At 59.2% G+C, this 23,459-nt stretch carries 26 protein-coding genes and 1 tRNA gene; 10 read left to right on the plus strand and 17 right to left on the minus strand.

Annotation, left to right across the window (positions count from 1 at the left end):
* The first annotated feature begins 185 nt into the window (after window positions 1-185).
* From H8K20_RS08060 to H8K20_RS08070, 3 genes are all read left to right on the plus strand, one after another.
* Window positions 186-695, plus strand: a complete 510-nt coding sequence (locus H8K20_RS08060; RefSeq protein ID WP_186488028.1) for a hypothetical protein — start codon at window positions 186-188, stop codon at window positions 693-695.
* Window positions 696-793: 98 nt separating this feature from the next.
* A complete protein-coding gene (gene pyrE, locus H8K20_RS08065; protein WP_154867461.1) occupies window positions 794-1,462 on the plus strand; it encodes an orotate phosphoribosyltransferase in 669 nt (222 codons plus the stop codon).
* A 128-nt stretch (window positions 1,463-1,590) separates the two neighbouring features.
* On the plus strand, window positions 1,591-2,355 hold the full coding sequence (locus tag H8K20_RS08070; protein WP_186488029.1) for an MBL fold metallo-hydrolase: 765 nt from the start codon (window positions 1,591-1,593) through the stop codon (window positions 2,353-2,355).
* A gap of 145 nt (window positions 2,356-2,500) precedes the next feature.
* On the opposite strand, the gene H8K20_RS08075 is transcribed toward H8K20_RS08070, so the two are convergent.
* Complete coding sequence (locus H8K20_RS08075; RefSeq protein WP_186488030.1) at window positions 2,501-2,701, minus strand: hypothetical protein; 201 nt, start codon at window positions 2,699-2,701, stop codon at window positions 2,501-2,503.
* Between the two features lie 196 nt (window positions 2,702-2,897).
* On the opposite strand from H8K20_RS08075, the gene H8K20_RS08080 reads away from it, so the two are divergent.
* The 7 genes from H8K20_RS08080 (at window position 2,898) to H8K20_RS08110 (ending at window position 9,384) form a co-directional block, all read left to right on the plus strand.
* Window positions 2,898-3,419 (plus strand): GNAT family N-acetyltransferase, encoded by a 522-nt coding sequence (locus H8K20_RS08080; RefSeq protein WP_186488031.1) that lies wholly within the window; start codon window positions 2,898-2,900, stop codon window positions 3,417-3,419.
* 292 nt (window positions 3,420-3,711) lie between these two features.
* Entirely contained in the window at window positions 3,712-4,152 is a 441-nt protein-coding gene (locus H8K20_RS08085) for a hypothetical protein (RefSeq protein ID WP_186488032.1), read from the plus strand.
* Window positions 4,153-4,293: 141 nt separating this feature from the next.
* Complete coding sequence (locus H8K20_RS08090; RefSeq protein ID WP_105204821.1) at window positions 4,294-5,898, plus strand: MBL fold metallo-hydrolase RNA specificity domain-containing protein; 1,605 nt, start codon at window positions 4,294-4,296, stop codon at window positions 5,896-5,898.
* Window positions 5,899-6,103: 205 nt separating this feature from the next.
* Window positions 6,104-6,190: transfer RNA gene (locus tag H8K20_RS08095), tRNA-Leu, on the plus strand.
* 200 nt (window positions 6,191-6,390) lie between these two features.
* Window positions 6,391-6,900 (plus strand): helix-turn-helix domain-containing protein, encoded by a 510-nt coding sequence (locus H8K20_RS08100; protein WP_186488033.1) that lies wholly within the window; start codon window positions 6,391-6,393, stop codon window positions 6,898-6,900.
* 414 nt (window positions 6,901-7,314) lie between these two features.
* Entirely contained in the window at window positions 7,315-8,775 is a 1,461-nt protein-coding gene (locus H8K20_RS08105) for an AlkA N-terminal domain-containing protein (protein WP_186488034.1), read from the plus strand.
* 69 nt (window positions 8,776-8,844) lie between these two features.
* Complete coding sequence (locus H8K20_RS08110) at window positions 8,845-9,384, plus strand: methylated-DNA--[protein]-cysteine S-methyltransferase (RefSeq protein ID WP_186488035.1); 540 nt, start codon at window positions 8,845-8,847, stop codon at window positions 9,382-9,384.
* A gap of 338 nt (window positions 9,385-9,722) precedes the next feature.
* Here H8K20_RS08110 and H8K20_RS08115 read toward each other — a convergent pair whose 3' ends face one another.
* The 16 genes from H8K20_RS08115 to H8K20_RS08190 form a co-directional block, all read right to left on the minus strand.
* The gene (locus H8K20_RS08115) at window positions 9,723-9,962 is read right to left on the minus strand and encodes a helix-turn-helix domain-containing protein (RefSeq protein ID WP_105204826.1); all 240 of its coding nucleotides are present in this window, start codon (window positions 9,960-9,962) and stop codon (window positions 9,723-9,725) included.
* Between the two features lie 287 nt (window positions 9,963-10,249).
* Window positions 10,250-10,735, minus strand: a complete 486-nt coding sequence (locus H8K20_RS08120) for a phage holin family protein (protein WP_186488036.1) — start codon at window positions 10,733-10,735, stop codon at window positions 10,250-10,252.
* A 10-nt stretch (window positions 10,736-10,745) separates the two neighbouring features.
* Window positions 10,746-11,726, minus strand: a complete 981-nt coding sequence (locus H8K20_RS08125) for a LysM peptidoglycan-binding domain-containing protein (RefSeq protein WP_186488037.1) — start codon at window positions 11,724-11,726, stop codon at window positions 10,746-10,748.
* The gene (locus H8K20_RS08130; RefSeq protein ID WP_186488038.1) at window positions 11,719-12,210 is read right to left on the minus strand and encodes a hypothetical protein; all 492 of its coding nucleotides are present in this window, start codon (window positions 12,208-12,210) and stop codon (window positions 11,719-11,721) included. Before H8K20_RS08130 ends, H8K20_RS08125 begins: the two co-directional genes overlap by 8 nt.
* 12 nt (window positions 12,211-12,222) lie before the next feature.
* The gene (locus tag H8K20_RS08135) at window positions 12,223-13,092 is read right to left on the minus strand and encodes a hypothetical protein (protein WP_186488039.1); all 870 of its coding nucleotides are present in this window, start codon (window positions 13,090-13,092) and stop codon (window positions 12,223-12,225) included.
* Between the two features lie 11 nt (window positions 13,093-13,103).
* Entirely contained in the window at window positions 13,104-13,850 is a 747-nt protein-coding gene (locus H8K20_RS08140) for a phage tail protein (RefSeq protein ID WP_186488040.1), read from the minus strand.
* Between the two features lie 11 nt (window positions 13,851-13,861).
* On the minus strand, window positions 13,862-15,520 hold the full coding sequence (locus H8K20_RS08145; RefSeq protein WP_186488041.1) for a DUF6273 domain-containing protein: 1,659 nt from the start codon (window positions 15,518-15,520) through the stop codon (window positions 13,862-13,864).
* Window positions 15,465-16,052, minus strand: a complete 588-nt coding sequence (locus tag H8K20_RS08150) for a putative phage tail protein (protein WP_186488042.1) — start codon at window positions 16,050-16,052, stop codon at window positions 15,465-15,467. Before H8K20_RS08150 ends, H8K20_RS08145 begins: the two co-directional genes overlap by 56 nt.
* Before the next feature lie 113 nt (window positions 16,053-16,165).
* Entirely contained in the window at window positions 16,166-17,014 is an 849-nt protein-coding gene (locus H8K20_RS08155) for a hypothetical protein (protein WP_186488043.1), read from the minus strand.
* Window positions 17,011-17,538 carry a putative phage tail protein gene (locus H8K20_RS08160; protein WP_186488044.1) on the minus strand — a complete coding sequence of 176 codons (528 nt, stop codon included), beginning with the start codon at window positions 17,536-17,538 and terminating at the stop codon, window positions 17,011-17,013. The genes H8K20_RS08155 and H8K20_RS08160 overlap by 4 nt, the downstream gene beginning before the upstream one ends.
* Window positions 17,528-18,616, minus strand: a complete 1,089-nt coding sequence (locus tag H8K20_RS08165) for a baseplate J/gp47 family protein (RefSeq protein ID WP_186488045.1) — start codon at window positions 18,614-18,616, stop codon at window positions 17,528-17,530. Before H8K20_RS08165 ends, H8K20_RS08160 begins: the two co-directional genes overlap by 11 nt.
* Window positions 18,616-19,044 (minus strand): DUF2634 domain-containing protein, encoded by a 429-nt coding sequence (locus H8K20_RS08170; RefSeq protein ID WP_186488046.1) that lies wholly within the window; start codon window positions 19,042-19,044, stop codon window positions 18,616-18,618. Before H8K20_RS08170 ends, H8K20_RS08165 begins: the two co-directional genes overlap by 1 nt.
* Before the next feature lie 2 nt (window positions 19,045-19,046).
* Entirely contained in the window at window positions 19,047-19,550 is a 504-nt protein-coding gene (locus tag H8K20_RS08175; protein ID WP_186488047.1) for a DUF2577 family protein, read from the minus strand.
* Window positions 19,550-20,500 (minus strand): XkdQ/YqbQ family protein, encoded by a 951-nt coding sequence (locus H8K20_RS08180; RefSeq protein ID WP_186488048.1) that lies wholly within the window; start codon window positions 20,498-20,500, stop codon window positions 19,550-19,552. The genes H8K20_RS08175 and H8K20_RS08180 overlap by 1 nt, the downstream gene beginning before the upstream one ends.
* Window positions 20,497-21,147, minus strand: a complete 651-nt coding sequence (locus H8K20_RS14215; protein ID WP_186488049.1) for a LysM peptidoglycan-binding domain-containing protein — start codon at window positions 21,145-21,147, stop codon at window positions 20,497-20,499. Before H8K20_RS14215 ends, H8K20_RS08180 begins: the two co-directional genes overlap by 4 nt.
* Window positions 21,148-21,158: 11 nt before the next feature.
* Complete coding sequence (locus H8K20_RS08190; protein ID WP_186488050.1) at window positions 21,159-23,342, minus strand: tape measure protein; 2,184 nt, start codon at window positions 23,340-23,342, stop codon at window positions 21,159-21,161.
* Window positions 23,343-23,459 lie beyond the last annotated feature (117 nt).

Genomic DNA, 23,459 nt, shown 5'->3' on the forward strand with positions numbered 1-23,459 from the left:
TGCCGCCGACAGCAGTTGCCCGGGGCCCTAAATCGTGCTATGATAAAAAGTAACTGCTGTGCGGCTATGCGGCCCCAACAGCCGGGCCGCAAAACTGGGGCCCGTTGCTCGGCGCCACGCGGGCCAGCACACCAAGAGCGCGCCCCGCGCGGGCGCCCCACACACGCCAAAGACCGGAGGAGACTATGAAAAATACCACCAAGACCATCGCCATCTTTATGCTGATCGCAGCGGCGGTGTTCGCCTTCTTTTCGCTGACCAGGTGCAGTCTGTCAAACAAAGTGGTGGGCGACAGTTTCAATCTGCAAAAGGGCCAGTTCTTAGAGATGTACAACCAGAAGATCCCCGAACAGCTGGACAAATTCAAAGAGAAAGACGGTGCCATCACCGCCCGCGGGGTGGAGCTGCTGCTGCACACCGGCGGCAAGCAAAAGCTGGTCGACAAGGTGGAGCTGCGCGGCCCGTACGGCAGCGACAGCGAAGGCGAGACCTTTGCCGGGTACCTGTCGATCCTGCTGGTGGCCTGCGACGACACCGTCAAGGAGGAGGAGCTCAAAGAACTGATCGAGGGGCTGGAGCTGGCCAAGGTAAAAGAGCAGGACCAGATCGAGGCCAGCACCACCCTCAACAGCCGCAAATACACCTTTGTGCTGCGGGACAAGCAGGCCAGCTTAACGGTGGTGCCGGTCAAGTAGGGCGGCGCTTTACAACACCTTAAAAATCTGCTACTTTAAAGGCATGAACAGGGCGGTGGCCGCGGGCTGCGCCCCCACACAGCGAGGAGGACGAAGATATGGGATACAAACAGGAATTTATCGAGTTCATGGTGCGCTCGGGCGTGCTGACCTTTGGCGATTTCGTGACCAAGAGCGGCCGTCAGACCCCCTATTTCATCAACACCGGCAACTACAAGACCGGCTACCAGGCGGCCAAGCTGGGCCAGTTTTACGCCAGCTGCATCCGCGAGAACCTGCCCGGTGGGGTAGATGCGCTGTTTGGCCCGGCGTACAAAGGCATCCCGCTGGCGGTATCGGCCTCAGTGGCACTGTATAACGACTACGGCATGGACGTAAATTACTGTTTTAACCGCAAAGAGGCCAAAGATCACGGCGAAGGCGGCGTGATGGTGGGCTATCAGCTGCAAGACGGCGACCGGGTAGCCATCATCGAGGACGTGATCACCGCCGGCACCGCTATCCGCGAGTGCCTGCCGGTGCTGCAAAATGCGGCCAAAGTAGACATTCAGGCGCTGATCATCTCGGTGGACCGGATGGAAAAAGGCACCGGCGACAAGTCGGCCATCCAGCAGGTGTACGAGGACTACGGTATCAGAGCTTACCCCATCGTCACGGTGCGGGAGATCATGGAGCATCTGCACGGCCGCGAGATCGACGGCAAGGTGTATATAGACGACGAGATGCTGGCCAAAATGGAGGCCTACCTAGAGGTATACGGCATCTGATCCGACCACAGTGGGCGGGGCAGCGGGCGCGGGACAGGCGCGCTGTCCCGCCCGCTGTTTTATTTACTGAGTCGGCGTGAGCGGGGGCCGTCGGCGCCTGCGGCAACCGGCAGAAGGAGCGCGATCTGATGGAGTACTGGTTCACCACCGAGGCTATCGACAGCGAGACCACCGCGATCAGCGAGTACCGCCATTGGGAACAGGTGCACAGCTACCTGCTGCGGGGGCAGCGGCGGGCGCTGCTCATCGACAGCGGGCTGGGCGTGGGCGATATAGGGGCGGTGGTGCGGCAGCTGACCGCGCTGCCGGTGACGGTAGCCACCACCCATGTACACTGGGACCACATCGGCGGCCACCGCCATTTTTGCGACTTTGCCGTGCACCGGGCCGAGGTAGACTGGCTGGCCAAAAAGTTTCCCATCCCGCTGCAGGTGGTGCGGCAGAACCTGACTCGCGGCGGTCAAGTGTTCCCCGCCGGGTTCGAGCCGGGGGCCTATCAGGTGTTTCGCGGTGATCCCAGCCGAGTGCTGCGCCACGGCGACTGTTTCGATCTGGGCGGACGGCAGATCCAGGTGCTGCACACGCCGGGCCACTCCCCCGGGCACCTGTGCTTTTACGAGCCGGCACGGGGCTACCTGTTCAGCGGTGATCTGATCTATGCCGGGCAGCTGGACGTCTTTTACCCCAGTACCGACCCTGAGGCATTTGCGCAGTCGGTACAGCGCATGGCAGCGCTGCCGGTAAAAAAGCTGCTGCCCGGCCACTATACACTGGACATCTCCCCCGCGCTGATCGGCCGGGTGGATGCGGCATTTTCACAGCTGCGGCCAAAGGGTCAGCTGCGTCAGGGATCGGGCATCTTTGACGGCGACGGTTTTTCGATCCATCTGTAGCTAAAACACAGCCGCGGGCGGCGGGGCTCGGTATTAAGGTCAGGCCGGGCCCCGGTGGGGCCCAGGACTGCGGCCCGTCTGTAAAAAGCATAAAGAGGGGCAGAACACGGCTGTGCTCTGCCCCTCTTTTAAAGTGGTGGCCGCCCTACAACATCTGCTGCAGTTCGTCGCTGAGGTGTTTCATGTGGGTGATCTCGAACGAGACGGCCTGTTTGAGCATCCCGTTATACAGGTCGCCCATCTCACCGGGCTGGCGGGGCTCGGCGTGCAGTTTGGCCAAGCCGTCCTCCAGCTCAGCGATCTTGTGGTCCATCAGCGCTTTTACGCGTTCTTGTGCTTCGTTCACAGTAGTCTCCTCCTTGCAAGGTAAAGTATGGATACCCATAGTATGGCCCGAATTGCCGCCGGCAACGCCAAGACGGCAAAATTTTTACCGCTCGCAGCGCACAAGGCTCTCTGCACTGCGGCCGACACTTTGCACTGCAAGAGCAGCTGTGCTACAATGATAGGCAGATATTTTACTGTGAAGGAGGGGCGGCGCTATGCAGCTGCGGCCGACCAGAAAAGAGGACCTCGACCAGGTGATGGGTATCATCAGTCAGGCCATGACCTATATGAAAACAGCCGGTATCGACCAGTGGCAAAACGGGTACCCCGACCGGCCGACCATCGAGGGGGACATCGCCACCGGCATCGGCTATGTGGCAGAAGATGAAGATGGCAGCGTGGTGGCCACGGTGGCGGTGACCTTTGACGGCGAACTCTCATACCGGCAGATAGAGGATGGCGCCTGGCTGACCGACGGGGCCGCGTACGCCACCGTGCACCGCATCGCCGTGCGGGCCAACTGTAAGGGGCGCGGGGTGTCCTCCTACATTCTGGCGCAGGTGGAGGCGATGTGCCGCCAGCGGCAGGTGGGCAGCATCCGGGTGGACACCCACCGCGACAACCGCTCTATGCAGCGGCTGCTGCAAAAAAACGGTTTTTCCCGTTGTGGGCGCATTTTCTTGTGCGGCGGTGCCGAGGACGGTCACGAGCGCATCGCCTTTGAAAAGGTATTATAGGTCGGGCGGGGCGGTGGCCCCGCCCTTTTTATATCGCCGCTGATACACTGCTGTACAGGTGCACGCAGCGGTGATCAGGGTGCTTTTGGGGGCTGCCCCTTTTATGGGCAGCAAGAACTACCAACCTTGTAGATATTCTTTTGTTCAACCCGACAATTATCCAAACTATTCATAATTTGTTACAAATTATGCTTGAAATTGTACACAAAACACAAGTACAATAAAGACATAAAGAGATGTTGGTACCGCATTTTTACCGCGATACCGGCACCGTATAGAGGGAGTGTTGTTTATGTCACTGGAAAAAGTGCAGGGCTTTATCAGGTTCATTCAAGACCAGAAGGGGCAGGAGCAAGACTACATCAAGCGGCTGCAGAACTGGGGCCGGTTTTTGGATTCCAACAACTCGTCAGACCCCTCGAACCCGGCATACAACAGCATGCGGGCCGACGAGGAGGCGCGTATCCTAGAGGAGATCATCGCCACCGAGAAAAAGCGGATGTCCAAAAAGGCCGACCAGTACGACAACTACCGCAGTCATGTGCTGGCGCAGGAGAAATGTGCCCGCCTGTTCGCCGAACTGGCCGATATGGCCAAAGAGGACGACTACCAGGTGACGGCCCACGACCTGATCTCACACATCGGCGGCGAGGTGACCAACATCATCCTGCAGTACCCCGACAGCGATGTGGACACGATCTTAAAAAAGGTGGTCAAAAAATTCACCGAATAGACGCGCTCTTTGGGGCGGCGGGCGCTTCGTTTCAGGCGGCTGCCGCCCCGTTTTTTTCATATATCGGCCCCGCTCCGCACATTGCGGCGGCGGGGCCCACCGCCCGGGACGAGCTGCCCTGGGCACGAGAGGCGGTCACACATGAAACTGACATTTTACGGCGCAGCCCACGAGGTCACCGGCAGCTGCCACTGCATCGAGGTGGCGGGCAAACGCATTCTGATAGACTGCGGCCTACAACAGGGCCGCGATGAAAAAGACGACCAACAGCTGCCGTTTAAGGCCGACAGCATCGACTGTGTGCTGATCACCCACGCCCACATCGACCATTCGGGGCGGCTGCCGCTGCTGGTAAAAAACGGCTTTCACGGGCAGATATTCGCTATCGAGGCCACCTGTGAACTGCTGAGCATCATGCTGCGCGACAGCGGCCACATCCAGGAAATGGACGCCCAGTGGGAGAACCGCAAGCGCGACCGCAGCGGCAAAGACCTGGTGGAGCCGCTGTACACCGCCCAGGACGCCGAGGCGGTGCTGCCCTACCTGGTACCCTGCCAGTACGGGCAGCCGGTGCAGGTGTGCGACGGGGCGACGGCAGTATTTTTCGACGCCGGCCACCTGCTGGGTTCCTCTTCGGTGGAGCTGCTGCTGGAAGAGAGCGGCACACGCAAAAAGGTGGTATTCTCGGGCGATATCGGCAACACCGACCAGCCCATCATCCGCGACCCGCAGCACCTGACCGACGCCGACTACGTGGTGATGGAGAGCACCTACGGCGACCGCTCTCACCCACCAGCTACCGACTACACTGCCGATCTGGCGCGCATCATCGACGAGACGCTGGGGCGCGGCGGCAACGTGATCATCCCCTCATTCGCGGTGGGACGCACCCAGGAGCTGCTGTACTTTATCCGCGACATCAAGGAGCGGGGCCTGGTGCGGCGGCCAGATTTTCCGGTGTATGTCGACAGCCCGCTGGCGGTAGAGTCGACTCGTATCTACGCCCGGCAGCTGCACACCTACGCCGACAGCGACGCACAGGCCATCTTGCGGCGGGGCAAAGACCCGCTCTCTTTTCCCGACCTGCACCTGTGCCAGACCAGCGAGGAATCTAAGCTGCTCAACTTTGAGCACACCCCCAAGATCATCATCTCGGCCAGCGGCATGTGTGAGGCCGGCCGCATCCGCCACCACCTGAAACACAACCTGTGGCGCCCCGAGTGCACTGTGGTGTTCGTGGGCTACCAGGCAGAGGGGACGTTGGGGCGCATTTTGCTGGAGGGGGCCAAAGAGGTAAAGCTGTTTGGCGAGCAGATCGCCGTAAAGGCCCGCATCGTCAACTTCCCCGGTCTCTCGGCCCATGCCGATAAGGAGGGGCTGCTGCGGTGGGCAGAGTCTTTTTCACCCCGGCCCCGGCAGATCTTTGTGGTGCACGGCGAAAACACCGTGTGCGACAAATTCGTGGGGGCGCTGACTCTGCGGGGATTGGCGGCCCACGCACCCAACTTTATGGAGATCTACGACCTCGTCAGCGGCCAGATGCTGGCCCAGGGGCGCAGCTACCAGCAGCTGCACCCACTGCTGGAGGGGCCCAGAAACGGCTCTTCTAACCAGGCTTTTGCCCGGCTGGTGACTGCCGGCTCGCGCCTGTTGGACGTCATCGGCCACAACGCCGGCGGCGCCAACAAAGATCTGGCCAAATTCCGCGACCAGATCCTGGCGCTGTGCGACAAGTGGGACCGGTAATAGCCAGCGGTAAATACAGGCGGGCTGTCAGCAGTGGGCAGGCGGCCCCTATCTCTGCCGCGCCGGGCACACTGGGGCGATTTCCCCTCGGCCAGCCAGGCGGATGTCGAACGTTTTGACGGGGCGGCAGCAAAAACGGGCTTGACGCCGCGGCAGGTTGATGGTATAATCATTTTTGCTATCCGGTACTGCCAGATAGCAATATGCAGATGTGGTGGAATAGGCAGACACGCTACTTTGAGGGGGTAGTGGACGTTCGTCCGTGTGGGTTCAAGTCCCGTCATCTGCACCAAAAAGACATACTTTCCGCTAAGGGGAAGGTATGTCTTTTTTATACCCCAAATGTGCTGTCATTTAAATGCACGGTCAGGCAAAAAAGATGTACTGACAAATACCGATTTATCAAAAGGACACTGTAATGTTAATCTGCGTTGCTTGCCGCAACAGGCTATCCTCCATATCATTAGTGACAAGGTAAGGAGGTCATTCCTGATGCTAAAAGAAAACATAAAAACAATAAGAAAATCCAAAGGGCTTTCGCAAGAGGAACTTGCAATCAAGTTGAATGTGGTGAGACAAACGATCTCTAAATGGGAGCAAGGCCTGTCGGTTCCAGATGCCGATATGTTGATTTCCATATCAGAGGTATTTGAAACACCTGTAAGCACACTGCTTGGAGAAACCGTTGTCGAGGCGAAAGCGGATGATCTAAGAGCGATTTCCGAGAAACTTGAGGTCATAAACCTGCAACTCGCCCACAGGAAAACAGCGAGACAAAAAGCGATCCATTGGCTTTTTATCTTATTGTGTGCGGTTATAGTGGCTGTTTTTGCAGTCCTGATCGTATTAAATAGTCCCTACTTGGGTTGGGATTATAGCCACCCCGAACCCGCAGTTGCAGGAGTCGTGTTTCACGCATTTGAGTGGCTGTTCGTTCGAATAGCACCGCTTGCCTTGATTGGCGCATTCGTTGGGGTTTTCTTAACACGGAAGAAAGCGTGAGTTTGCCTAACTTTTTTGGAAGACAGTCGATAAAAAAATCCCAGTTTATCTATAATCATTTAGTTTAACTACTGCTAGAAATCATTTTGCGCTATGATTGCAAAAAGATCGCCGGCTCAAGTTGGCGGTCTTTTTCTATTTATCGGCAGAGCGCCGCTATACAAACCTATTCCTTGCCGCATAAGAGCAGCTGTTCTGCGGCACAGAAAAATGGGCAAAACAGCCGCTTTTTATCGGTGTTCTACACGCTGCCCGTTAAAAGGGCCGGGGATACGGCCGCCACCATCGGGCGGCTCCAGCCGGTACAGGCCGGCATCATCATGTCCGAAAACAGCGAGACATTTTTTGAGTATATGCTAAAATAGATGCAGAGCCCAGCCCGATTGCGGCGGGAGCTTGATAGGAGGTGGTGCTGTGATAAAAAGCAGCAGAGGGTTATATGCGGCGTTCGCGGCAAGAGACGCGCGCTTTGACGGGCGCTTTTTTGTGGGTGTCTCTTCCACCGGGATCTACTGCCGCCCCGTGTGCTGGGCAAAGATACCCAAAGAGGAGAACTGCACCTTTTTTACCACCGCGGCGGAGGCGGAGCAGGCGGGATACCGGCCGTGTCTGCTTTGTCGGCCGGAACAGGCTCCCGGCCAGTCGCCTGTTGACGCCAGTGCCGCGCTGGCCCATAAGGCGGCGCACCTTCTCGAAGAGAACTGTGGCAGTGGGCAGAGTCTAGAAGATCTGGCGGCACAGCTGGGGTGCACCGGCCGCCATCTGCGCCGCGTATTTGCCGAGGAATTTCACGTATCACCGGTCCAATATCTGCAGACCTGCCGACTGCTGTTGGCCAAAAACCTGCTCACCGACACAGCGCTTTCGGTGACAGAAGTGGCGATGGCCGCGGGATTTGGCAGTTTGAGCCGGTTCAACACCCGGTTTAAAGAGCAGTATCAACTCTCCCCTACCGCCCTGCGAAAAGCCCCCGCCAAAGCTACACCGCATCCCGGCAGTATCACTTTGACGCTGGGGTACCGGCCCCCATACCAGTGGGATAAGATGCTCGATTTTTTGGCCGGGCGGGCCATCGCCGGGGTAGAGCGTGTGCAGGACGGCACCTATGGGCGCACAGTCTGGCTAGAGGACCGTTTGGGCCGGCCGCTGACTGGCTGGATACAGGTGACACATCTGCCGAAAAAAAGCGCCCTGCAGGTGACGGTGAGCGAAACGCTGCTGCCGGTACTGCCGCAGGTGTTGGCGAGAATTCGGCGCCTGTTTGACCTGTACTGCGACCCGGATACGGTGTATCGCGCGCTGCAGAGCATGGATGAGATACGCCCCGGCCTGCGTGTGCTTGGGACCCGTGTACCGGGGTGCTTCGACGCCTTTGAGATGGCCGTGCGCACTGTGTTGGGCCAGCAGATCACGGTGCGGGCAGCCAGCACGTTGGCCGCCCGTCTGGCCACCGCTTACGGAAAGCCGATAGAGACCGGCATCGACGGATTGTGCCGGCTGTTTCCGACCCCGGCCGATATCGCGGCGCTGGGGCCGGATATCGAGACTCAGCTGGGCCAGCTGGGGGTGATCGCCGCCCGGTCGCGTACCATCTACGCGCTGGCTCTGGCGCTCATGCGTGGAGAGATCGTTCTGGGCCCGTGCGCTCAGCCGCAGGAAGAGATGCAAAAGCTCTTGCAGATTCGCGGGATCGGGAGTTGGAGCGCCCAGTACATGGCCATGCGGGCCATGCAGTGGCCCGACGCTTTCTTAGAGACCGATGCCGGTGTCAAAAAGGCGCTGGCGCCCCGCTCGCCCGGAGATGCGCTGGCTCTGGCAGAGAAGTGGCGGCCTTGGCGCAGTTACGCCACTGTCAGTTTGTGGAATGCCCTGTAGAGGGCCTTTTGCGGCCGCCGCTAGGTAGATCTATTGCCGTTTATAATGAGAAAAGAGAGGATGAGACCCATGCAGCATCTGTACCTCCGAACATGTAAAACACCGCTGGGCAACATTTTACTGGCTGGTGACGACATCGGCTTGACCGGGCTGTGGTTTGAGGGCGAAAAGTATTTTCCCTCCGATCTTTTCGCGCAAGAGCATCGGCAAGACCACCCCATTTTTGTAAAGACAGAACGCTGGTTAGACACCTATTTTTCTGGCCGGGAGCCGGGTGAGCTGCCGCCTGTCCACATGGTCGGCACCCCGTTTCAGCTGGCTGTATGGGAGGTGCTCTGCCACATCCCCTACGGACAGACTACGACCTACGGGGCGATCGCCCGCCAGATCGCCGCGCAAAACGGGTTGCCGCACATGTCGGCCCAGGCAGTGGGCGGCGCTGTGGGGCATAACAGCATCTCTATCATCGTCCCGTGCCACCGCGTGGTCGGCAGTACCGGCAGCCTGACGGGGTATGCAGGTGGCATCGATAAAAAGATCGCCCTGCTCAAATTGGAGCAGGTAGATCTATCGGGGCTCTTTGTCCCCCGTAAAGGAACTGCGCTCTAACCCCCATAGCGGGCCGGCCGACGCGCGCTGACACACTGAGTGCCGCCATTTTTATGGAGGTATCTCGTTTCAGCAGATGTCACACAGGCGTCTGCTACGCTGTCTCCGCCCGACTGCCGCGTCCACATAAAAAGGCCCTGCACCCAGTGAGGTGCAGGTGCGTATTGGGGGCGTACCGCATATAGCGTTGCTCCCGACAGTCCGATCGAGGCCGCCGGCCGAGTTCATACATTTCTCTATGTGTATGTGTACGTATACGGCGAATTGCCGGCATACCGACAGCCGGCCAGGTCTGCCGCGGCGCTGGTCAGCTATGTGCCTGCCTTTTTAAAGGGCAGTCACTGCCTGTCTTCCCGCGCCTGCTGCCGGCGCACCTCTTCCTTGAGGGCATCTATACTTATATCAAGCACTGTGGCGATGAACACGGCATTATCCAACCCCACATTGGCTCGGCCGTGTTCGATACGCTGGTAATACTCGATAGAAATATTGCACATTTCGGCCATATTGGCCTGTGTTAGATGGTTTTCCTCGCGATATTGCCGCACTTTTTGAGAAAATATTTCATGTATTGACATATTACACCTCCTCAGCGTTCTCTGTTGAGATTTTATGTCAATTTGGTCTCTGTCTACAATGGACGATGGTACATAATCTACACATTTATGAAATAACACAAAAATAGCCCCAATTGCTTAGGTAAAAAAGTCGCAGCTCAGGATGCTGTCTGCGGTGTAGCCATGGTGGGGTGACCGCCCCCTTTTTCCTGCGGTACCTGGACAGTGTCAGCGGTATAAAAAATGCGGGGACCAGACTGTAGCTAGGTAGTCTGGTCCCCGCACTTTTTGTGCAGCGAATGAAGGTGCTATTTTTTATTGGATGGCTTACATCCTGTATCGTCTAAGGCACTGCTCTCTACAGTATCGGCCAGCTGCCCCAGGCAGCGGCGCAAAAACTGTGGCACGGGCGCACCGAGCTGTCCGGCATTTTCCACCACCGAACCCAGTTCGGTGATGATATACCAGACGATCACCACTGTACTGAGCAGGGCAGGATAGGTAAAAGGCAGTTTGATGGAAGGGATATTGCCGATGATGAGGCCAATGACCAGGTCGGTCCCACCAGCGGCGGCTACCGCCACCATCATTCCCCCCTTATGCCAAAGTCCTTCTCTGGCCTCTTTTGACTGCCAGTCGCCGCTCTTTATCGCCACTGCCGTACCGGTCAGATAGTCGGCGGCCATTGTCGCCACCCACAGCAGTACCAACCAACCAAACCAGCCCCAAGCAGCTGTCAACCCGGCGATACACGCTGTAAGTACCGATCTTATACGGTCTATTTTTTCTGTCATGGTCTCCTCCCTACACTCTGATCTGCTGGCCCGGATAGATGATATTGGGGTCGGTGATCCCGTTGACAGCAGCCAGCACCTGATAGGTGGTGCCGTACCGGGCTGCAATACCCGAGAGCGTATCGCCCGGCTGCACCGTATACACACTGCCAGCTGCGCCGGGGATGGTGAGCACCTGCCCGGGATAGATGAGATCGGCATTTAAAATGCCGTTGGCGGCAGCGAGCGCCGCAGCGGTGGTACCGTACTGGGCGGCGATCCAGGTGAGGTTATCACCTGGCTGTACCGTGTAGGTGCGCGCCGGGGCCAGATCTGGCTGTACATCGGGCACCGATGCTGATCCCCCCAGGCCATTTAGCCCTTTGGCAGCGATGATGGACGGGTAATTTTTGTAGGCCACATTGGTGTCGCAGCGACCACTTGCCGTGTTGGCGCCCGGCCAGCTGCCGCCGGTGGATCCGATCTGGTCCTGCCAGATGCCACAGGCGCGGTCGGGCGACGACAAGCCGGGGCGCGCATACCAGAGATCGTACGCGGCCAGCTGCTCGGGGTACAGGTGATTTTGACACCAGTCGCGGTTACAATACCACATGGCATAGTAGCCGGCAGACTCCAACCCCGCACAGACGTGGCGCACGATATCGGTAGCCAGCTGCCGGTCGATACCGCCCCGGGCGGCCTTATAGCCGTCGGCGTCCTCCATGTCGATGGCGATGGGCATGCGCGGTCTTTTGCCGTTCAGCAGCCGCAGCATGTGCGTAAGCTCGCTCTGCGCTTCCTCTAAAGTCATGGCATAGCTGTACAGGTATGCCCCCCAGGGGATATCCCGCTCTTGGCAGGCCTGTACGTTGCGCAAATACATACTGTCGTCCTGGTCACTGCGGTCACTGCCGTAGCCACAGCGGATCATTACGAAATCGAGCCCCGCCGCCTGGGCGGTGCCGTAGTCGACCATGCCGTTGTGGCTGGAAACATCGATTCCTCTATACATGTTCTGTCCCCTCTTCCAGCGCCCAGTCGATCCCCTCTTTTGGCGGGCTGGTACAGGGACATAGGTCGGTGAGCGCCCGCCACTTACGGCCTTTGTCATCGGTATACCGCTCCTGAGCAAAGACATTTTGCCCGCACACAAAGCAGTAGCTGCCGTCTGCAAATCTTTTGGGTACCGGGCGGTAAACGTGCTGCATGCCCGGTGTACTGGGGGCGCTCTGTAGCCCAGCCGACACCGGGGCAGCAGTGATGAACAACCGCCCGGTTTCGGGGTCGAGCAGCACCTCGCCCGGGCTATAGACAGTATTTTTTTGCCAGTAGGGATAGGCTAGAGCCATATCTTCTATCTGCCTGTTATGTAGCTGGTCATCGACCGCCAGCACCCTAGACACTTCCCGTTGGGCGGCTGCCATCTCGCGCTGGCACAGCTTTTTGCGCGCCTGCAGCAAACTTACAAATTGACATTTTTCCCGTTCAAAATCCATACTGCCTCCTCATCATGCCAGATACCGCACTGCGATACCCTGTATTATTGCCTCGTGACCCGCCGGCGGCTCTATTTTTATGCGGTAGCCGATACCCGGCGTTCCGGCAGGTACAGCGGTAAACTGGTGTACCTCTCCTGCGGCCACATCCTCCCACACTGGTAACGGGCCGTATGGGTCACAGGAGGCCTGCAATACCACAGCGGTGCCCGGCGGGTAGTTTGCCGGATACACCGACAACAGCACTTTCCGGGGGGTAGCATTCAGGTGCTCGGTCCGCGATAGGGAGATCTTCTTCCCGAGACGAGTAAATGTTGCCGTCTTCTGAGCAGTACTTCCGTACTGGTCGCTAGCCTCTATACGCAGGATGTATGTGCCACATGGCAGCGGCAACCACCATTTTGTCAAGTCGAGCTGATAGCTAGTACCGGGTTCGGCGATGTGCTGCCGCAACAGCCGGTCATCGCCCCCTCCAGCCAGCCACGCGCGCACCGTCACTACGGCGCCCCGGTTGCAGGGATGTATGGTATAGGAGTAGGGGATCGGCTCTTCCCATTCGCCGAGGTCGCTGCTCACAGCCTCGATAATGGGCTGCACCGGCGTTAGAATATCGGCCTGCCCACTATACGTATAATCTGAAAACCCTGCTCTAGTCACCACCTGTACCCGCAGTCCATAGGTGCTGCCGACAGGAACCATATCGCTGAATACTGGTACGGCGGTAGTGCCCAGCGGTCGGTAGGCGCTACCATCTACCGATCTCTCCCACCGGTATTTGACTTCATCCCAGGCCCCAGCCGACGCACAGGTCACTGCCAGCGGCAAGCCCTGATACGGGGTGCCAAAGCTGAGCGATGCCGGAGCCTCGATCTTCTGTACCATCTATATCCCCCCTACGCATAAAGCCGAGCCGTCTGACGGTCATAAACACCCACCGGCAAGCCGGTGCCATCAAATCCCCGGTACTGTGACAGCTCGTCTGGGGAAAAGGTGTGCGTTAGGGTAGTGCCCACAAAGCCAGTATCCAGCTGCTCTTGCAGTGCAGTGATCTCGTAATCCTGCCGGCGCTGAGCTGCCTCTACTGTCTCCTGGGTAGTCTCAGTGATCTGAGTGGCCTGATGTATATGGTCGCGGGGGGCCGCATAGGCAGTGAGCCGAGCCTCGGTGATCGCGGCGCCGTGCGCCATCGTAACGCTCACCGCAGCGGACTGCTGATTTGTGAGCACCAGCCCCATGTCGTGTACATGTACAGTATCCGCCATTTCCGCGCTGGCCGGCGGGGCCAATAAATTATCGCTGTCTGGTCCGTCTAGCCAGGCATAGCAAAACAGGATCTCCCGCCCGTCATCTACCGGGCAGTAGAGCCCTAGTTCGCGGATAGGCACCGTCTCTTTAAGGCCGGCATTGTCTACCTGCAGTTGGACCCGCAATACGCTGGGCGGACCGGGCTCCACTGCCCGATCGCTGATGGCTGCGTGCACTTCCAGCGGCTGTACTAGCTCGCTGCGCCGGGCCGGGTCGGTAGTGGGCGTACCACTGCCGCAGGCGGCCCGTGTGAGCACCAGCTGCCCGCCAGCAGCCAAGATCTCAGCCAGTTTTTGTGCGCCGGCATCGGTGACGATCGACTTGTAACTTGCCATATTACTCTCCCCTATACAAAGCGCACGACGATGCGATCCAGCGCTACGTCGGCAGTGTTTTTTTGGATCTTCAGCCGGTAGGCGATCCCACCGCCACCAGTGCAGGTGGTATTTTGCATGTTGTGTACCGACAGATTCAGATTGTGTGCGCAGTTCTCCCACACCGGCTGCTGGTCAAAAGGGTTGTTGCTCACTAGGCAGGTGACGGCGGCATCCCCCACCGGTGTGGGAAATACCGACAGGAATACCTTGCTTACCACTGCGTCGGTGGCGATAGCCCGCGAGAGCTCTACGGCCGGTACAGTACGCGAAAAGCACAGCGTACGCACCGTGGTGAACGTGCCATCAGCAGCGGTGATAACCAGGCTGTGGCTGCCGTCGGCGAGTTGCATCCACTCGGTGAGGCCCCACTGCACGGTGTTTTCTTCCCCGGGCTGTACTACATAGCTGCGCAGCAGCATCTCATTGCCAGAGCTGACTAGCCGCTCGGTGACCTTCATGGCGGTAGCGCTGGTACTAGTAACCGTGTATCGGTAGGTGTTGGGGGCCGTGAGCTCCCCCCAATCGGCATCACTGCCGCTGATGACTGGCGGTGCCGGTACGATGACCTGCTGCTGGTCCATTGTCTTCCATACAGAGGCATAACCACGGGCGCTCACAGCACATACCCGTACCTGGTAACTAGATGCTGCTACCGGTACTATATCGGTGTAGGTAGTATCGGTGAGCCCGGTCACCAGCTCGGTAAAGCTGCCGCCGTCGACTGACCGCTGCAGGGTATAGCTCACCCCGCTACCTACAGAAGCCGGCCAATTGATGGCGACCGGCCGGCCCTGCAACAGCAGACCGGTCGACAGTGTCGTCGGCGCCGCCGGCGCATCATTGACATAGAGAGGGTATACCGAGTCGATGGGGTCAAACTGAGTATCTACTGTGGCGTTGTCGGCAATGACGATACAGGGGCGGATACCCTTAGAGCCGTCATTGGCGTTGGCGTATTTAAAGTAGCCGTCTCCCACCGCGTCCACAAAGGTCATGCGGTCGTTTCCCCCGGCTTCAGGGGTGCGCATCCAGTAGCTGGCGGCCACACCGTTGATGCCCGTCTTGGCCACGGTCACAGACTGGCCACTACTTTCGAAGTAAGGCCAGGTCTCCCCCTCCGCAGTACTCTCGGCGTCGTAGTTATAAAGCCCTAGGTTGTACTGCGAAGGCAAAAACACTTTTGCCGTCTTAAAGCTCTCACCCGAGGAGGCGGCCATCTTTACGCCCGGCAAACTGTGAGCGACCAACATGGACTGTGCCGGCGCCGAAAAGCCACTCAAAAAACCCGGCTCACTCTGGTAGGGATTTTGGGTCACATTACCTGCGCTGGGCGGTGCGTCAGTGCTGTGCCGGGCAGTGTACCAATTGGCGGCGGTAGCATTGAGCCACTGGTCGATGTTCGATGACCCATAGGCGTTGTTGCCTCCTACTCTGCTGCTCTCTTTGCCATCCACTGCCTTTTGACAGAGGATATATTTAGAGAGCAAAAACAGCTTGCCGCTCTCTTTTCGCACCAATATCCAAGTGATCGGTGTACCCGTCTCGTTCAAGGGGTATTTTTGATGCGCCGCACTAAAGCTGACTGCGGTGCCTAGCGGCCGGTCTTTCAGCAGTTGCCATCTGCCCATTTTTTACGCCTCCCTGCGGCTGGTGGATATGCCGCACCTCTGTGGTCACTACCGCCGCCGGTATCACCGGGGAGGCAGCTACCGTCTCTCGTATCATGCTCAGCAGCTGCAGGGCTATGTTGGCCGGCAGCATCTCAGCCAGAACAGCCAGCAGCGCCGCGCGCCGATCATACCCGTCGAGCAGCACATCCACGTACAGCTGATAGTTGGCCGTGTCTAGCTGCAGTGTATACTGTTCGCTCACCTGGCGCAGATAGTCTTCCAGCGCCCGGCCGGTATAGGGCAGACGGCTCAAGTATACAGTCTGTATGCGCGCCCGCCGTATCGGCAGCGTGTCCCCGCGCTGCCGGGCAATACCCAGTATCTCCTCCCAGCGAGCTGTGCCGCGCTCGGTAAGGGTAAAGAGCGAAAAATCTTCGTGCAGGCCGCACAGCTCTTCAAGAGACCTATCGTATTCCGGCTGCTGGGCGGCAGCTAGGGCCTGTAATTCCACTAGCTCCTGTAAAAATGGGGGGTACTTGTCTATCAGCACAGTGGTATCTCCTACCTCTCTGCGGCACATCCGCACTAAAATGATCAAATCCGTCATAACGACTTTCACTGTCTTCCCCTATAGGCAGCTCAGCTGCTTGTACAAAGTTTCTGTCAGTATGGACCCATAGCGATTACGCTTAATGTGACGGTGATATAGTCAGAGTGCGATCCTCGGGCGATCTGAAAGCCTCCACTGGTCACTCGGTAGTCGACAACAGGATTGGTGTCTTTTGTCATCAGCCAACAATCTCCTGTACCCATTGGAGAAAGACTGCGAGTGATCACCGGGGGAGCAGAAAAAGCCAGTGGAAAATTTGGCATATTCCTAATATCATTAGCACTGGTAAAAATATTGCCCCACTGATGGTCACACCTAACATTTTGAAAGGTGACCGTTTGAAAAACGATCATAAATCCGCCTGGAAATTTGATCCACCTACCGTTTGCGTTAGAGCCAGATGAAATTGCACTGGTAGCCATAGCTCCAATTTTCTCTGGTGTTATATTAAAGGACTGTGCACTGGCACCAGTATACGTTGTCTGTGGTACTCCATTGACCTGTATCGTCAGCGCGTAGGGATTTTTGATCGCCGCCGGGAAGTCGGTGATCTGGCTCTTGGGATGGGTGTGGGCAAAATCGGTGATGCCCGCTCTCTGGTGGGTGTGCACCGCCGCGGCAAATTCGCCGGCGGTCTTGCCGCCCACGGTGGCCGCGTTGCCGCCGTCAGCCGGCAGCGCAGTGGGAAAATCGCTGATATCTGCCCGCCGGTGCTGGTGCTCTGTCGCCGCCACGCCGCCCGGCTGCCCCTTCTGGGCAGCGGGGATGGCCGCCTCGGCGGTCTGCCTCACCCGCTGCAGCGCTGCGTCCATTGTATCGGCATTGGCGTTTTGCCGGCCGATGTCGTAAAAGTCTTCCGGGTCGGGCTTGTGCAGCCCAAAATATTCTGTCTGTCCGCTCATGGCAACACCTCGTCTCTCAACATTTGGTGGGTTCGCGCCGCCAACTGGGCATGGGTATATCCTGCCAGCATACTGTGGCGGTTAAAAAGCAGCGACACCACCGCCGCGATGTTGGCCGGTATCATGCGCCCCACCAGCTCCGCGGCCTCCTGCATATTCTGTTTGCTCACCAGCGCCAGGCGCACGGTCAGCTGGTACCCGCTCTGCTCGATGGTGTAGTATCCCGCCCCGCACAGCTCCTCCAACACCTGCTCCAGCCTCTTGGCAGTGTAGGGCAGATTGGCGTTCAGGCGGGCGGCGATAGCAAAGCGGCGCTCCTCCAGCGTGCGGCCGGCCGCCGTGTAGATCTCCAAGATCTCCTCCCAGCGGGCACATCCACGCTCGGTCAAGGTATAGGGTGAAAATTCCAGATGCAGCTGCTGCAGGTCCCGCCAGGCGCGGTCAAATTCCGGCTGTTGGGCGGCAGATAGCTGACGCAGCTCCTCGAGCTGTTGCAGATGTGAAGGCCAAAGATCACGCAGCAAGTTCAGTCACCGCCCCCATAACAGGAATCTCTATCTCGCTCAGCACCAGGTTCTCTGCCGCGCCGCAGATGGTGGTCCCGCTCACATCCACCACACCGGGCACATCGAGCACCCGGCTCTCGATCTGGCTGATGCGCACGATGAGATGCTCGTTTTGCGCCCAATCGGCCACCAGTTTCTGCAGATAGGCCTCGATATTCTGGGTCACCCGGGCCTGGATGTCCGCCCAGCTCACCCCTGCCAGCGACAGCTGCATCGCCACGTCGATCGTCTTGCCGGCAGCCGCCTCTACCGTCACCACATGCCCGATCGGGGCGATGCCCAGCCCCTCCCCCTGGTTCTGGGTGGGATCGATCGCCGTCTGCACGCTGTCAATAAGCTCTTTCGAGGGTACTTTGCCGGCGCTGTCCACCAGCACCAGCTTTACCGTACCGCCCCCGTTCCACACCGGGAACACCTTGACCAGCCCCACCCCGGGCAGTGCCTCGGTGCGCTCGCGGTAATCGGCCACATTGCCGCCGTAGGTGGCGCTGTGCAGGCTCTCGATATAGCGGGCGCGCAGGGCGTCGTCATCCTCCTGCTCCTCGCCGTTTATCAGCACCGCCCCCAGCTGGGCGCTTCCCAGCCCATCGATAAAATCGATGGGAAACAGGGTGCCGAAGTAGGCGTTTCCCCGGGCCCCCGGTTCCTCGGCGGTGAGCGAAAACTGCCCCGCGCCGCTGCGGGCCGTCACTCGGTAAGTGACTGCCCCACCCGAAAAACGGCTGCCGATGGGCACGTCCATGGGCGCGCCGTCGGCGTCGGCAAAGGTGCCGCGCCGCACAGCGGCGGTGGCCGGCAATCGAAAGATACCCCGCTCACGGGCCTTGTTCGTCAAGTCCTCTCCCTGGGCGGTGTCGGGAAAAGCGCGGTCCATCTCGGCCGGTAAGATCGTGTAGTAGGTAGCCAGCTCGGCCGCCGCAGGGGCGATGGCATCATAGATGATCGACCCCTCGCGCCGGTCTACCGTGTCGGGTACCCGGTCTAAACAGCGCTGTAAAATGCGCTCGTAGGTCATATTCTCGTAATCCTGGGCCATTAGATATCCACCTCCTGCTCGATGTCGGTGGCGCCGTAGACGGTGGCCACCGTAAATTTGATCTGGGCTGTGTTGCGGCTGATCTTTTCGATGTCAAAATTGCTGATGCCGGTTATGCGGCTGTCCTGCAGCAGTGCCTCGGACAGGATGCGTTCAGCCTCGCTGTGCAGCACTTCCTCGCTCTTGCCGATGAGCTGGCTCATCTCCACCCCGTAATTCCAGCTGTAGATGAGATGACAAAATCTCTCGGTCAAAAGCAGCTTGTACACGGCTTGGCGCACCGCCTCCAGCCCGTCGATGAACCCGCCGATACGGCCGGTGTGCCAATTTACCGCGTAGGTGCGCGAGGTCTCCTCGGCCTGGCTCTGTACCTCTACTTCGCCGCCAAAGGTGGGCAGCCGCTGGGCTGCCGTCGGTATAAGCGCCATGCTCAAACCCTCCCCAGTACTAAAAATTGTTGGCCGCCGTCGTTGCGCAGCAGCACCACCTTATCACCCACCTGCAGGCCCAAATGCCGGCCGCCGGCGGTCTGCAGCCCCAGTGCCCCGGTCTGTCGGGCGGCGATCTGGTGGCGGTGGGCATGCTGCCCGGCAGCGGCGGTATCGCGCGCCTTGATGTCGTGCTGGTGGTCGCCGGGCTCTGCCTTTTCGGTCTTGGCGGCCGGCACCTGGTGGGTGTGGGCGGGCTGGTCTGCACTGTCGGTGGCCGCCGCCGGCACCTGATGGGCGTGGGGGCTTATGTCGTGGATGTGGTCCACCTCATCGCCGGCGCGAAATCCACGCATCACCACCAGCGCCGGCGCGCTGACGGGAAAGCGGTTATCCACCATCACCGTCAGCGGCGCAAGCGACGTCACCTGCCCAAACAAAAAAGCGGCGGGGTCAGCGGCCTGCTGGGTCTGGCGGGCTACCTTTTTTATCGTCTGTGTCAGCATTATTTCATCACCATCTTTAAGCTCATGGTCTCTTTGAGCAGGTCCTGGCTGCACTCGTCCACAATGTACCAGCCGCCGATGCCTGCCTCGCTGAACTGGCAGTACACCATCCGCCCCGCGCGCACCGAGAGGTCGGCGATGGCATTCACGTCAAAGCTGCGGGTGGGCCTGTTCTTGAGCGCCAGCATGTTGTCGCCGCGCTCGCTGATCTGGGCGCTGTTGAGCTCCTGGTCCACCTTCTCAAAATACTGCAGTACGCCCCAGAACTGCATGTTGTCAGAGTCCTGAAAGACATATACGTCCCGGCGCCCGCTCTCTTTGTTGTCGCGCACCAGCTTCACCCTGTTGGCGGTGTCGCCGTCGATGTCGCTGGTATAGGTGTAGCCGGTGGCCAAACTGCCGTCGCCGATGGCCAGCGGCAAGATGGTGTCCCGCACATTGGAGATGCGCAGCTTGCCAAAATCGTCCCACAGATAGTACAGTTCGCCGGTCCCCACCAATGTGTGGTCCAGGGCGGTGAGCACGATGTCAAACAGCGTCTTGTTGTCCATCACCAGCGAGGAGATGACATAGCCGGTATTTTGCAGCTGTCCGGTGCTGATGCCAAAATCCGCCGCCAACCGGGCGGCGATCTGATCGGCCCGCACCCCGGTGAACACATAGGTCTCCTTGTTCTTCAGATAGCGGGTCTGGTCGTAAGCGGTCACCTGTATCTCGCCCTTTTCGCTCTGGCTGTACTTGAATACATAGCCGTAAAACAGGCCGGTACCGCCGCTCTTCACCGTCACCACTCCGCCGTGGTCGATCTGCACCGCCGCGTCGCGCAGCAGCGTCATCTCCAGCGACGCCGGCGCGCCCGACCGCTGGGTGCGCCAGGTAGCCGCACTGACCAGGTCGGTGATGTCGTGGGCGGCGCCGGTCTTTACGTTTTGGTACATAATCTGTATCACGGGATCACCACCACCTGCCCCGGGTAGATCAGATTGGGGTTTTTGATCTTGTCGCCGTTGGCCTGGTAGATGGTGGGCCACTTGGCCCCGTCACCGTAATACCGCTTGGCAATGCCCCAAAGCGTGTCGCCCGAGACGATGGTATAGCTCCGGGGCCGCTGGGCCTCGCCCGGGCGTGCAGGCTGCTGCACCGTGGCCACCGGCTTTTGCGACGGGGCGGGCAGCTGTACCTTTTTAGGCCCGTAGGCGCGGTGCTCCCGCAGCGACAGCTTGTAGTAGATGTCACCCGGTTCACCGCCCTTCTCACTGTACTCGAACGACTCGATGCCCATGCTGGTGTTTATATCCAGGTCGGTGCCGCAGATCAGCAGCCGCAGCGGCTTTTTCTGGTCCCGCCAGGCCTGTATGGCCCGCACGAAATCCATGGGCTCGGGCAGTGTTTTAGCGCTCACCAGCGGGATGCGGCGGCGGGGCCAGAACGACTCCAGCACCACCTCGCGCAGGCCCTTTTTCTGCAGGCAGTTGATCTCACCGGTCTCCAGTACGGTCGTGGTGCTGTTTTCACCGGGGGATTTTACCTCCAGCTTTTCCGGCAGCACCGGCAGCTCCCACTCGGTGCTGCCCAGTAAAAGATAGATCCTGTACACCCATACACCCCCTATGCGTAAACGCTCTCGGCCGCGGCGGCAAATTCCTCTTCCAGCTGTCGCTCCAGCGCCACCATCACACTGTCCACGTCTACCCGCTCACTGATCTGGGCGCTCATCGACACGGTGGGCGTCAGGGTGACGAAGTTCTGTACAAAGCGCATCTCGGCCACATCGCGCAGCATCTGCAGGTCCTCGTCGGCGATATTTACGTCGCCGCGTATCTTGCCCACCTCGTCGATGCTGCCGCCGGCCACCGGTATCCCCTGCCCAAAGTCCCGGCCGCCACCGCCGCCGCCAAAATGGGTACCGCCACCGCCGAATTGGTCCTCTATGCCGCCAAATATATCCACTTTATCCTGTTGGGCTTCGGCCTTGAGGCGGTCGATCTCCGCCTTGCGCTCGGCAGACGATGCTCTGGCCTCGGCCACCATCTGATCCAGCTCGGCCTGGCGGCCCGCCACGTCGGCCTGGGCCTTGGCGCGCTTGTTCTCCAGCGCCTGGTTGCGGGCCTGTTTCTCGGCCTCATTTTCCAGCTTGGCCTCGGTGCCGAAGGTCACGTGGTCGATGGTCTCGATGCTCACCCCGGGGATCTTGTTGAGCAGGCCGATAAATTTGTTGATGAGGTCGATGGCCCCGTTGATCATGTTCTGTAAGATCATCAGCGTGCCGGCCTTCATATCGCCGACGACATTTTGGATGCCGGTAGCGATGGCGCTGAACCCCAGCCCCATATAGGTGAAGAAGTTGAGTACGGCGTTGGCCACCAGCTTGGCGCTGATCTTCATGGCGTCCCATGCAGTCAGTACCTTATCCACGCAGATGAGCCATGCCACCTGCAGCCCACCCACCGACTGTATCCATTTCATGATCATCACGATGACCACGGCGATGACCAGCAGGATCCAGGTCAGGGCGTTGTTTTGCATGGACATGCTCATGATCTGGTGGGCCACCGCCACCGCGATGGTGGCGATCTTCCACAGCACCATCCAGGTGATAAGTATGCCGATGGCATCGCCGATCTGGCCGAAGATGGGGGCCAGAACAGCCCAGTTCTCCGAGATGATAGTCGCCATGCCCATCACGAAACCAACGACCATCTCGATGCCGCCGGCCAGCCAGTCGATGGCCTCTATAATCCCGCTGATGAGCATCTGCCCCGCGTCGCTGCCCAAAAAGGCCGATATGCTCTCCATGATCGCGCCGAAGCGCTCCACTGCGTAGTTTTGTATCTGGGTCCACACCCCGCCAAAGGTGGTGGGCATCTGCTGGTAGCGCGCGTCGATCTCGTCGGCGGCGGTCAGCATCGAGTCCTTTACCAGCTGGGCCGACAGGCCCCCCTGGGCGGCCATGACCTGCAGCTCCTGGCTGCTCTTGCCGGTAAAATCGCTCATGGCCTGTACCAGCGCCGGGGCGCTGGCCATCAGTGCATCCAGGTCGCCGCCGCCCAAGCTGCCACTGCCCAGAGCACCGGTCAGCTGGTCCATCACCGCCTGCTGCTGACCGCTGTCGGTGCCCGCCATAGTAAACGACTTCTGCATCAGCTCGACAAACTTCACCTGCTCGGCGCTGCTGCCAAAAGCACTGCCGGCCACCTGGCCCAGCTTGGCCACGGTGCCCATCATCTTCACATACTCGCCGCTGCTCTGTTGGGCGGCGCGGTACACCATCTTCTGCAGCTCTTCCTGGCTCTGCAGGCCGTCGTTGACCATCTGCAGCTGGGCCCGGCTCTGGTTGTAGGCGTCGGTCTGGGCCACAGCGCTCTTCAGATTTTTGCCCAGGTTGAGCGAGCTCGCCGTCTCGCTGATCATCTTCCAGGCCGATTTTTGTTTCTCGGCCTCGCCATACATTCCGGCCATCATGTCTTTTGCCTTCGAAAACTGCTCCAGCGCAGTCGGTATCTTGGGTTCGTTTTGCTCCTGCTTGGCCGCTGTGTTCTCCATTTTATCGGCGGTGTTCTGCCCGACAGCCGCCTTTTTTTGCTTGGCCGCGGCGGCGTTCTGCTTGGCCGCCAACTCGCTTTGCCTGGCGGCGGAATTGTTCTCTTTGGCGGCGGCCACATTCTGTTTGGCTGCCGCGCGGCCCAGCTTGGCCGTCGCGCTGTCCATCTTGGCGGCCATATTGCTCTTGTCGCTGTTTTGCAGGCGGTTTTCTATCCAGTCCTGTTGGCCTGCTGCCCCTGCTAGATTCATCTGCGTCACCTCCTGCGCTTGGCCTTGGCGGCCTGTTTTTTCTCATTTTCGATCTGCAGGGAGATGGAGGCATAGATGAAAGCCCTGACGCGCAGCGGCTTTCGCACCAGGTCGTCA

Origin of the sequence: Neobittarella massiliensis (ex Bilen et al. 2018) (assembly GCF_014269355.1) — a bacterium.
GTDB classification, from domain to species: domain Bacteria; phylum Bacillota; class Clostridia; order Oscillospirales; family Ruminococcaceae; genus Neobittarella; species Neobittarella massiliensis.

What these genes read in the sequence shown, in the direction of transcription:
- H8K20_RS08060 (WP_186488028.1), top strand. Translation starts at nt 186, where the DNA reads ATGAAAAATACCACCAAGACCATCGCCATCTTTATGCTGATCGCAGCG.
- pyrE (WP_154867461.1), top strand. Translation starts at nt 794, where the DNA reads ATGGGATACAAACAGGAATTTATCGAGTTCATGGTGCGCTCGGGCGTG.
- H8K20_RS08070 (WP_186488029.1), top strand. Translation starts at nt 1,591, where the DNA reads ATGGAGTACTGGTTCACCACCGAGGCTATCGACAGCGAGACCACCGCG.
- H8K20_RS08080 (WP_186488031.1), top strand. Translation starts at nt 2,898, where the DNA reads ATGCAGCTGCGGCCGACCAGAAAAGAGGACCTCGACCAGGTGATGGGT.
- H8K20_RS08085 (WP_186488032.1), top strand. Translation starts at nt 3,712, where the DNA reads ATGTCACTGGAAAAAGTGCAGGGCTTTATCAGGTTCATTCAAGACCAG.
- H8K20_RS08090 (WP_105204821.1), top strand. Translation starts at nt 4,294, where the DNA reads ATGAAACTGACATTTTACGGCGCAGCCCACGAGGTCACCGGCAGCTGC.
- H8K20_RS08100 (WP_186488033.1), top strand. Translation starts at nt 6,391, where the DNA reads ATGCTAAAAGAAAACATAAAAACAATAAGAAAATCCAAAGGGCTTTCG.
- H8K20_RS08110 (WP_186488035.1), top strand. Translation starts at nt 8,845, where the DNA reads ATGCAGCATCTGTACCTCCGAACATGTAAAACACCGCTGGGCAACATT.
- H8K20_RS08115 (WP_105204826.1), bottom strand. Translation starts at nt 9,962, where the DNA reads ATGTCAATACATGAAATATTTTCTCAAAAAGTGCGGCAATATCGCGAG.
- H8K20_RS08120 (WP_186488036.1), bottom strand. Translation starts at nt 10,735, where the DNA reads ATGACAGAAAAAATAGACCGTATAAGATCGGTACTTACAGCGTGTATC.
- H8K20_RS08125 (WP_186488037.1), bottom strand. Translation starts at nt 11,726, where the DNA reads ATGTATAGAGGAATCGATGTTTCCAGCCACAACGGCATGGTCGACTAC.
- H8K20_RS08130 (WP_186488038.1), bottom strand. Translation starts at nt 12,210, where the DNA reads ATGGATTTTGAACGGGAAAAATGTCAATTTGTAAGTTTGCTGCAGGCG.
- H8K20_RS08135 (WP_186488039.1), bottom strand. Translation starts at nt 13,092, where the DNA reads ATGGTACAGAAGATCGAGGCTCCGGCATCGCTCAGCTTTGGCACCCCG.
- H8K20_RS08140 (WP_186488040.1), bottom strand. Translation starts at nt 13,850, where the DNA reads ATGGCAAGTTACAAGTCGATCGTCACCGATGCCGGCGCACAAAAACTG.
- H8K20_RS08145 (WP_186488041.1), bottom strand. Translation starts at nt 15,520, where the DNA reads ATGGGCAGATGGCAACTGCTGAAAGACCGGCCGCTAGGCACCGCAGTC.
- H8K20_RS08155 (WP_186488043.1), bottom strand. Translation starts at nt 17,014, where the DNA reads ATGAGCGGACAGACAGAATATTTTGGGCTGCACAAGCCCGACCCGGAA.
- H8K20_RS08165 (WP_186488045.1), bottom strand. Translation starts at nt 18,616, where the DNA reads ATGGCCCAGGATTACGAGAATATGACCTACGAGCGCATTTTACAGCGC.
- H8K20_RS08170 (WP_186488046.1), bottom strand. Translation starts at nt 19,044, where the DNA reads ATGGCGCTTATACCGACGGCAGCCCAGCGGCTGCCCACCTTTGGCGGC.
- H8K20_RS08175 (WP_186488047.1), bottom strand. Translation starts at nt 19,550, where the DNA reads ATGCTGACACAGACGATAAAAAAGGTAGCCCGCCAGACCCAGCAGGCC.
- H8K20_RS08190 (WP_186488050.1), bottom strand. Translation starts at nt 23,342, where the DNA reads ATGAATCTAGCAGGGGCAGCAGGCCAACAGGACTGGATAGAAAACCGC.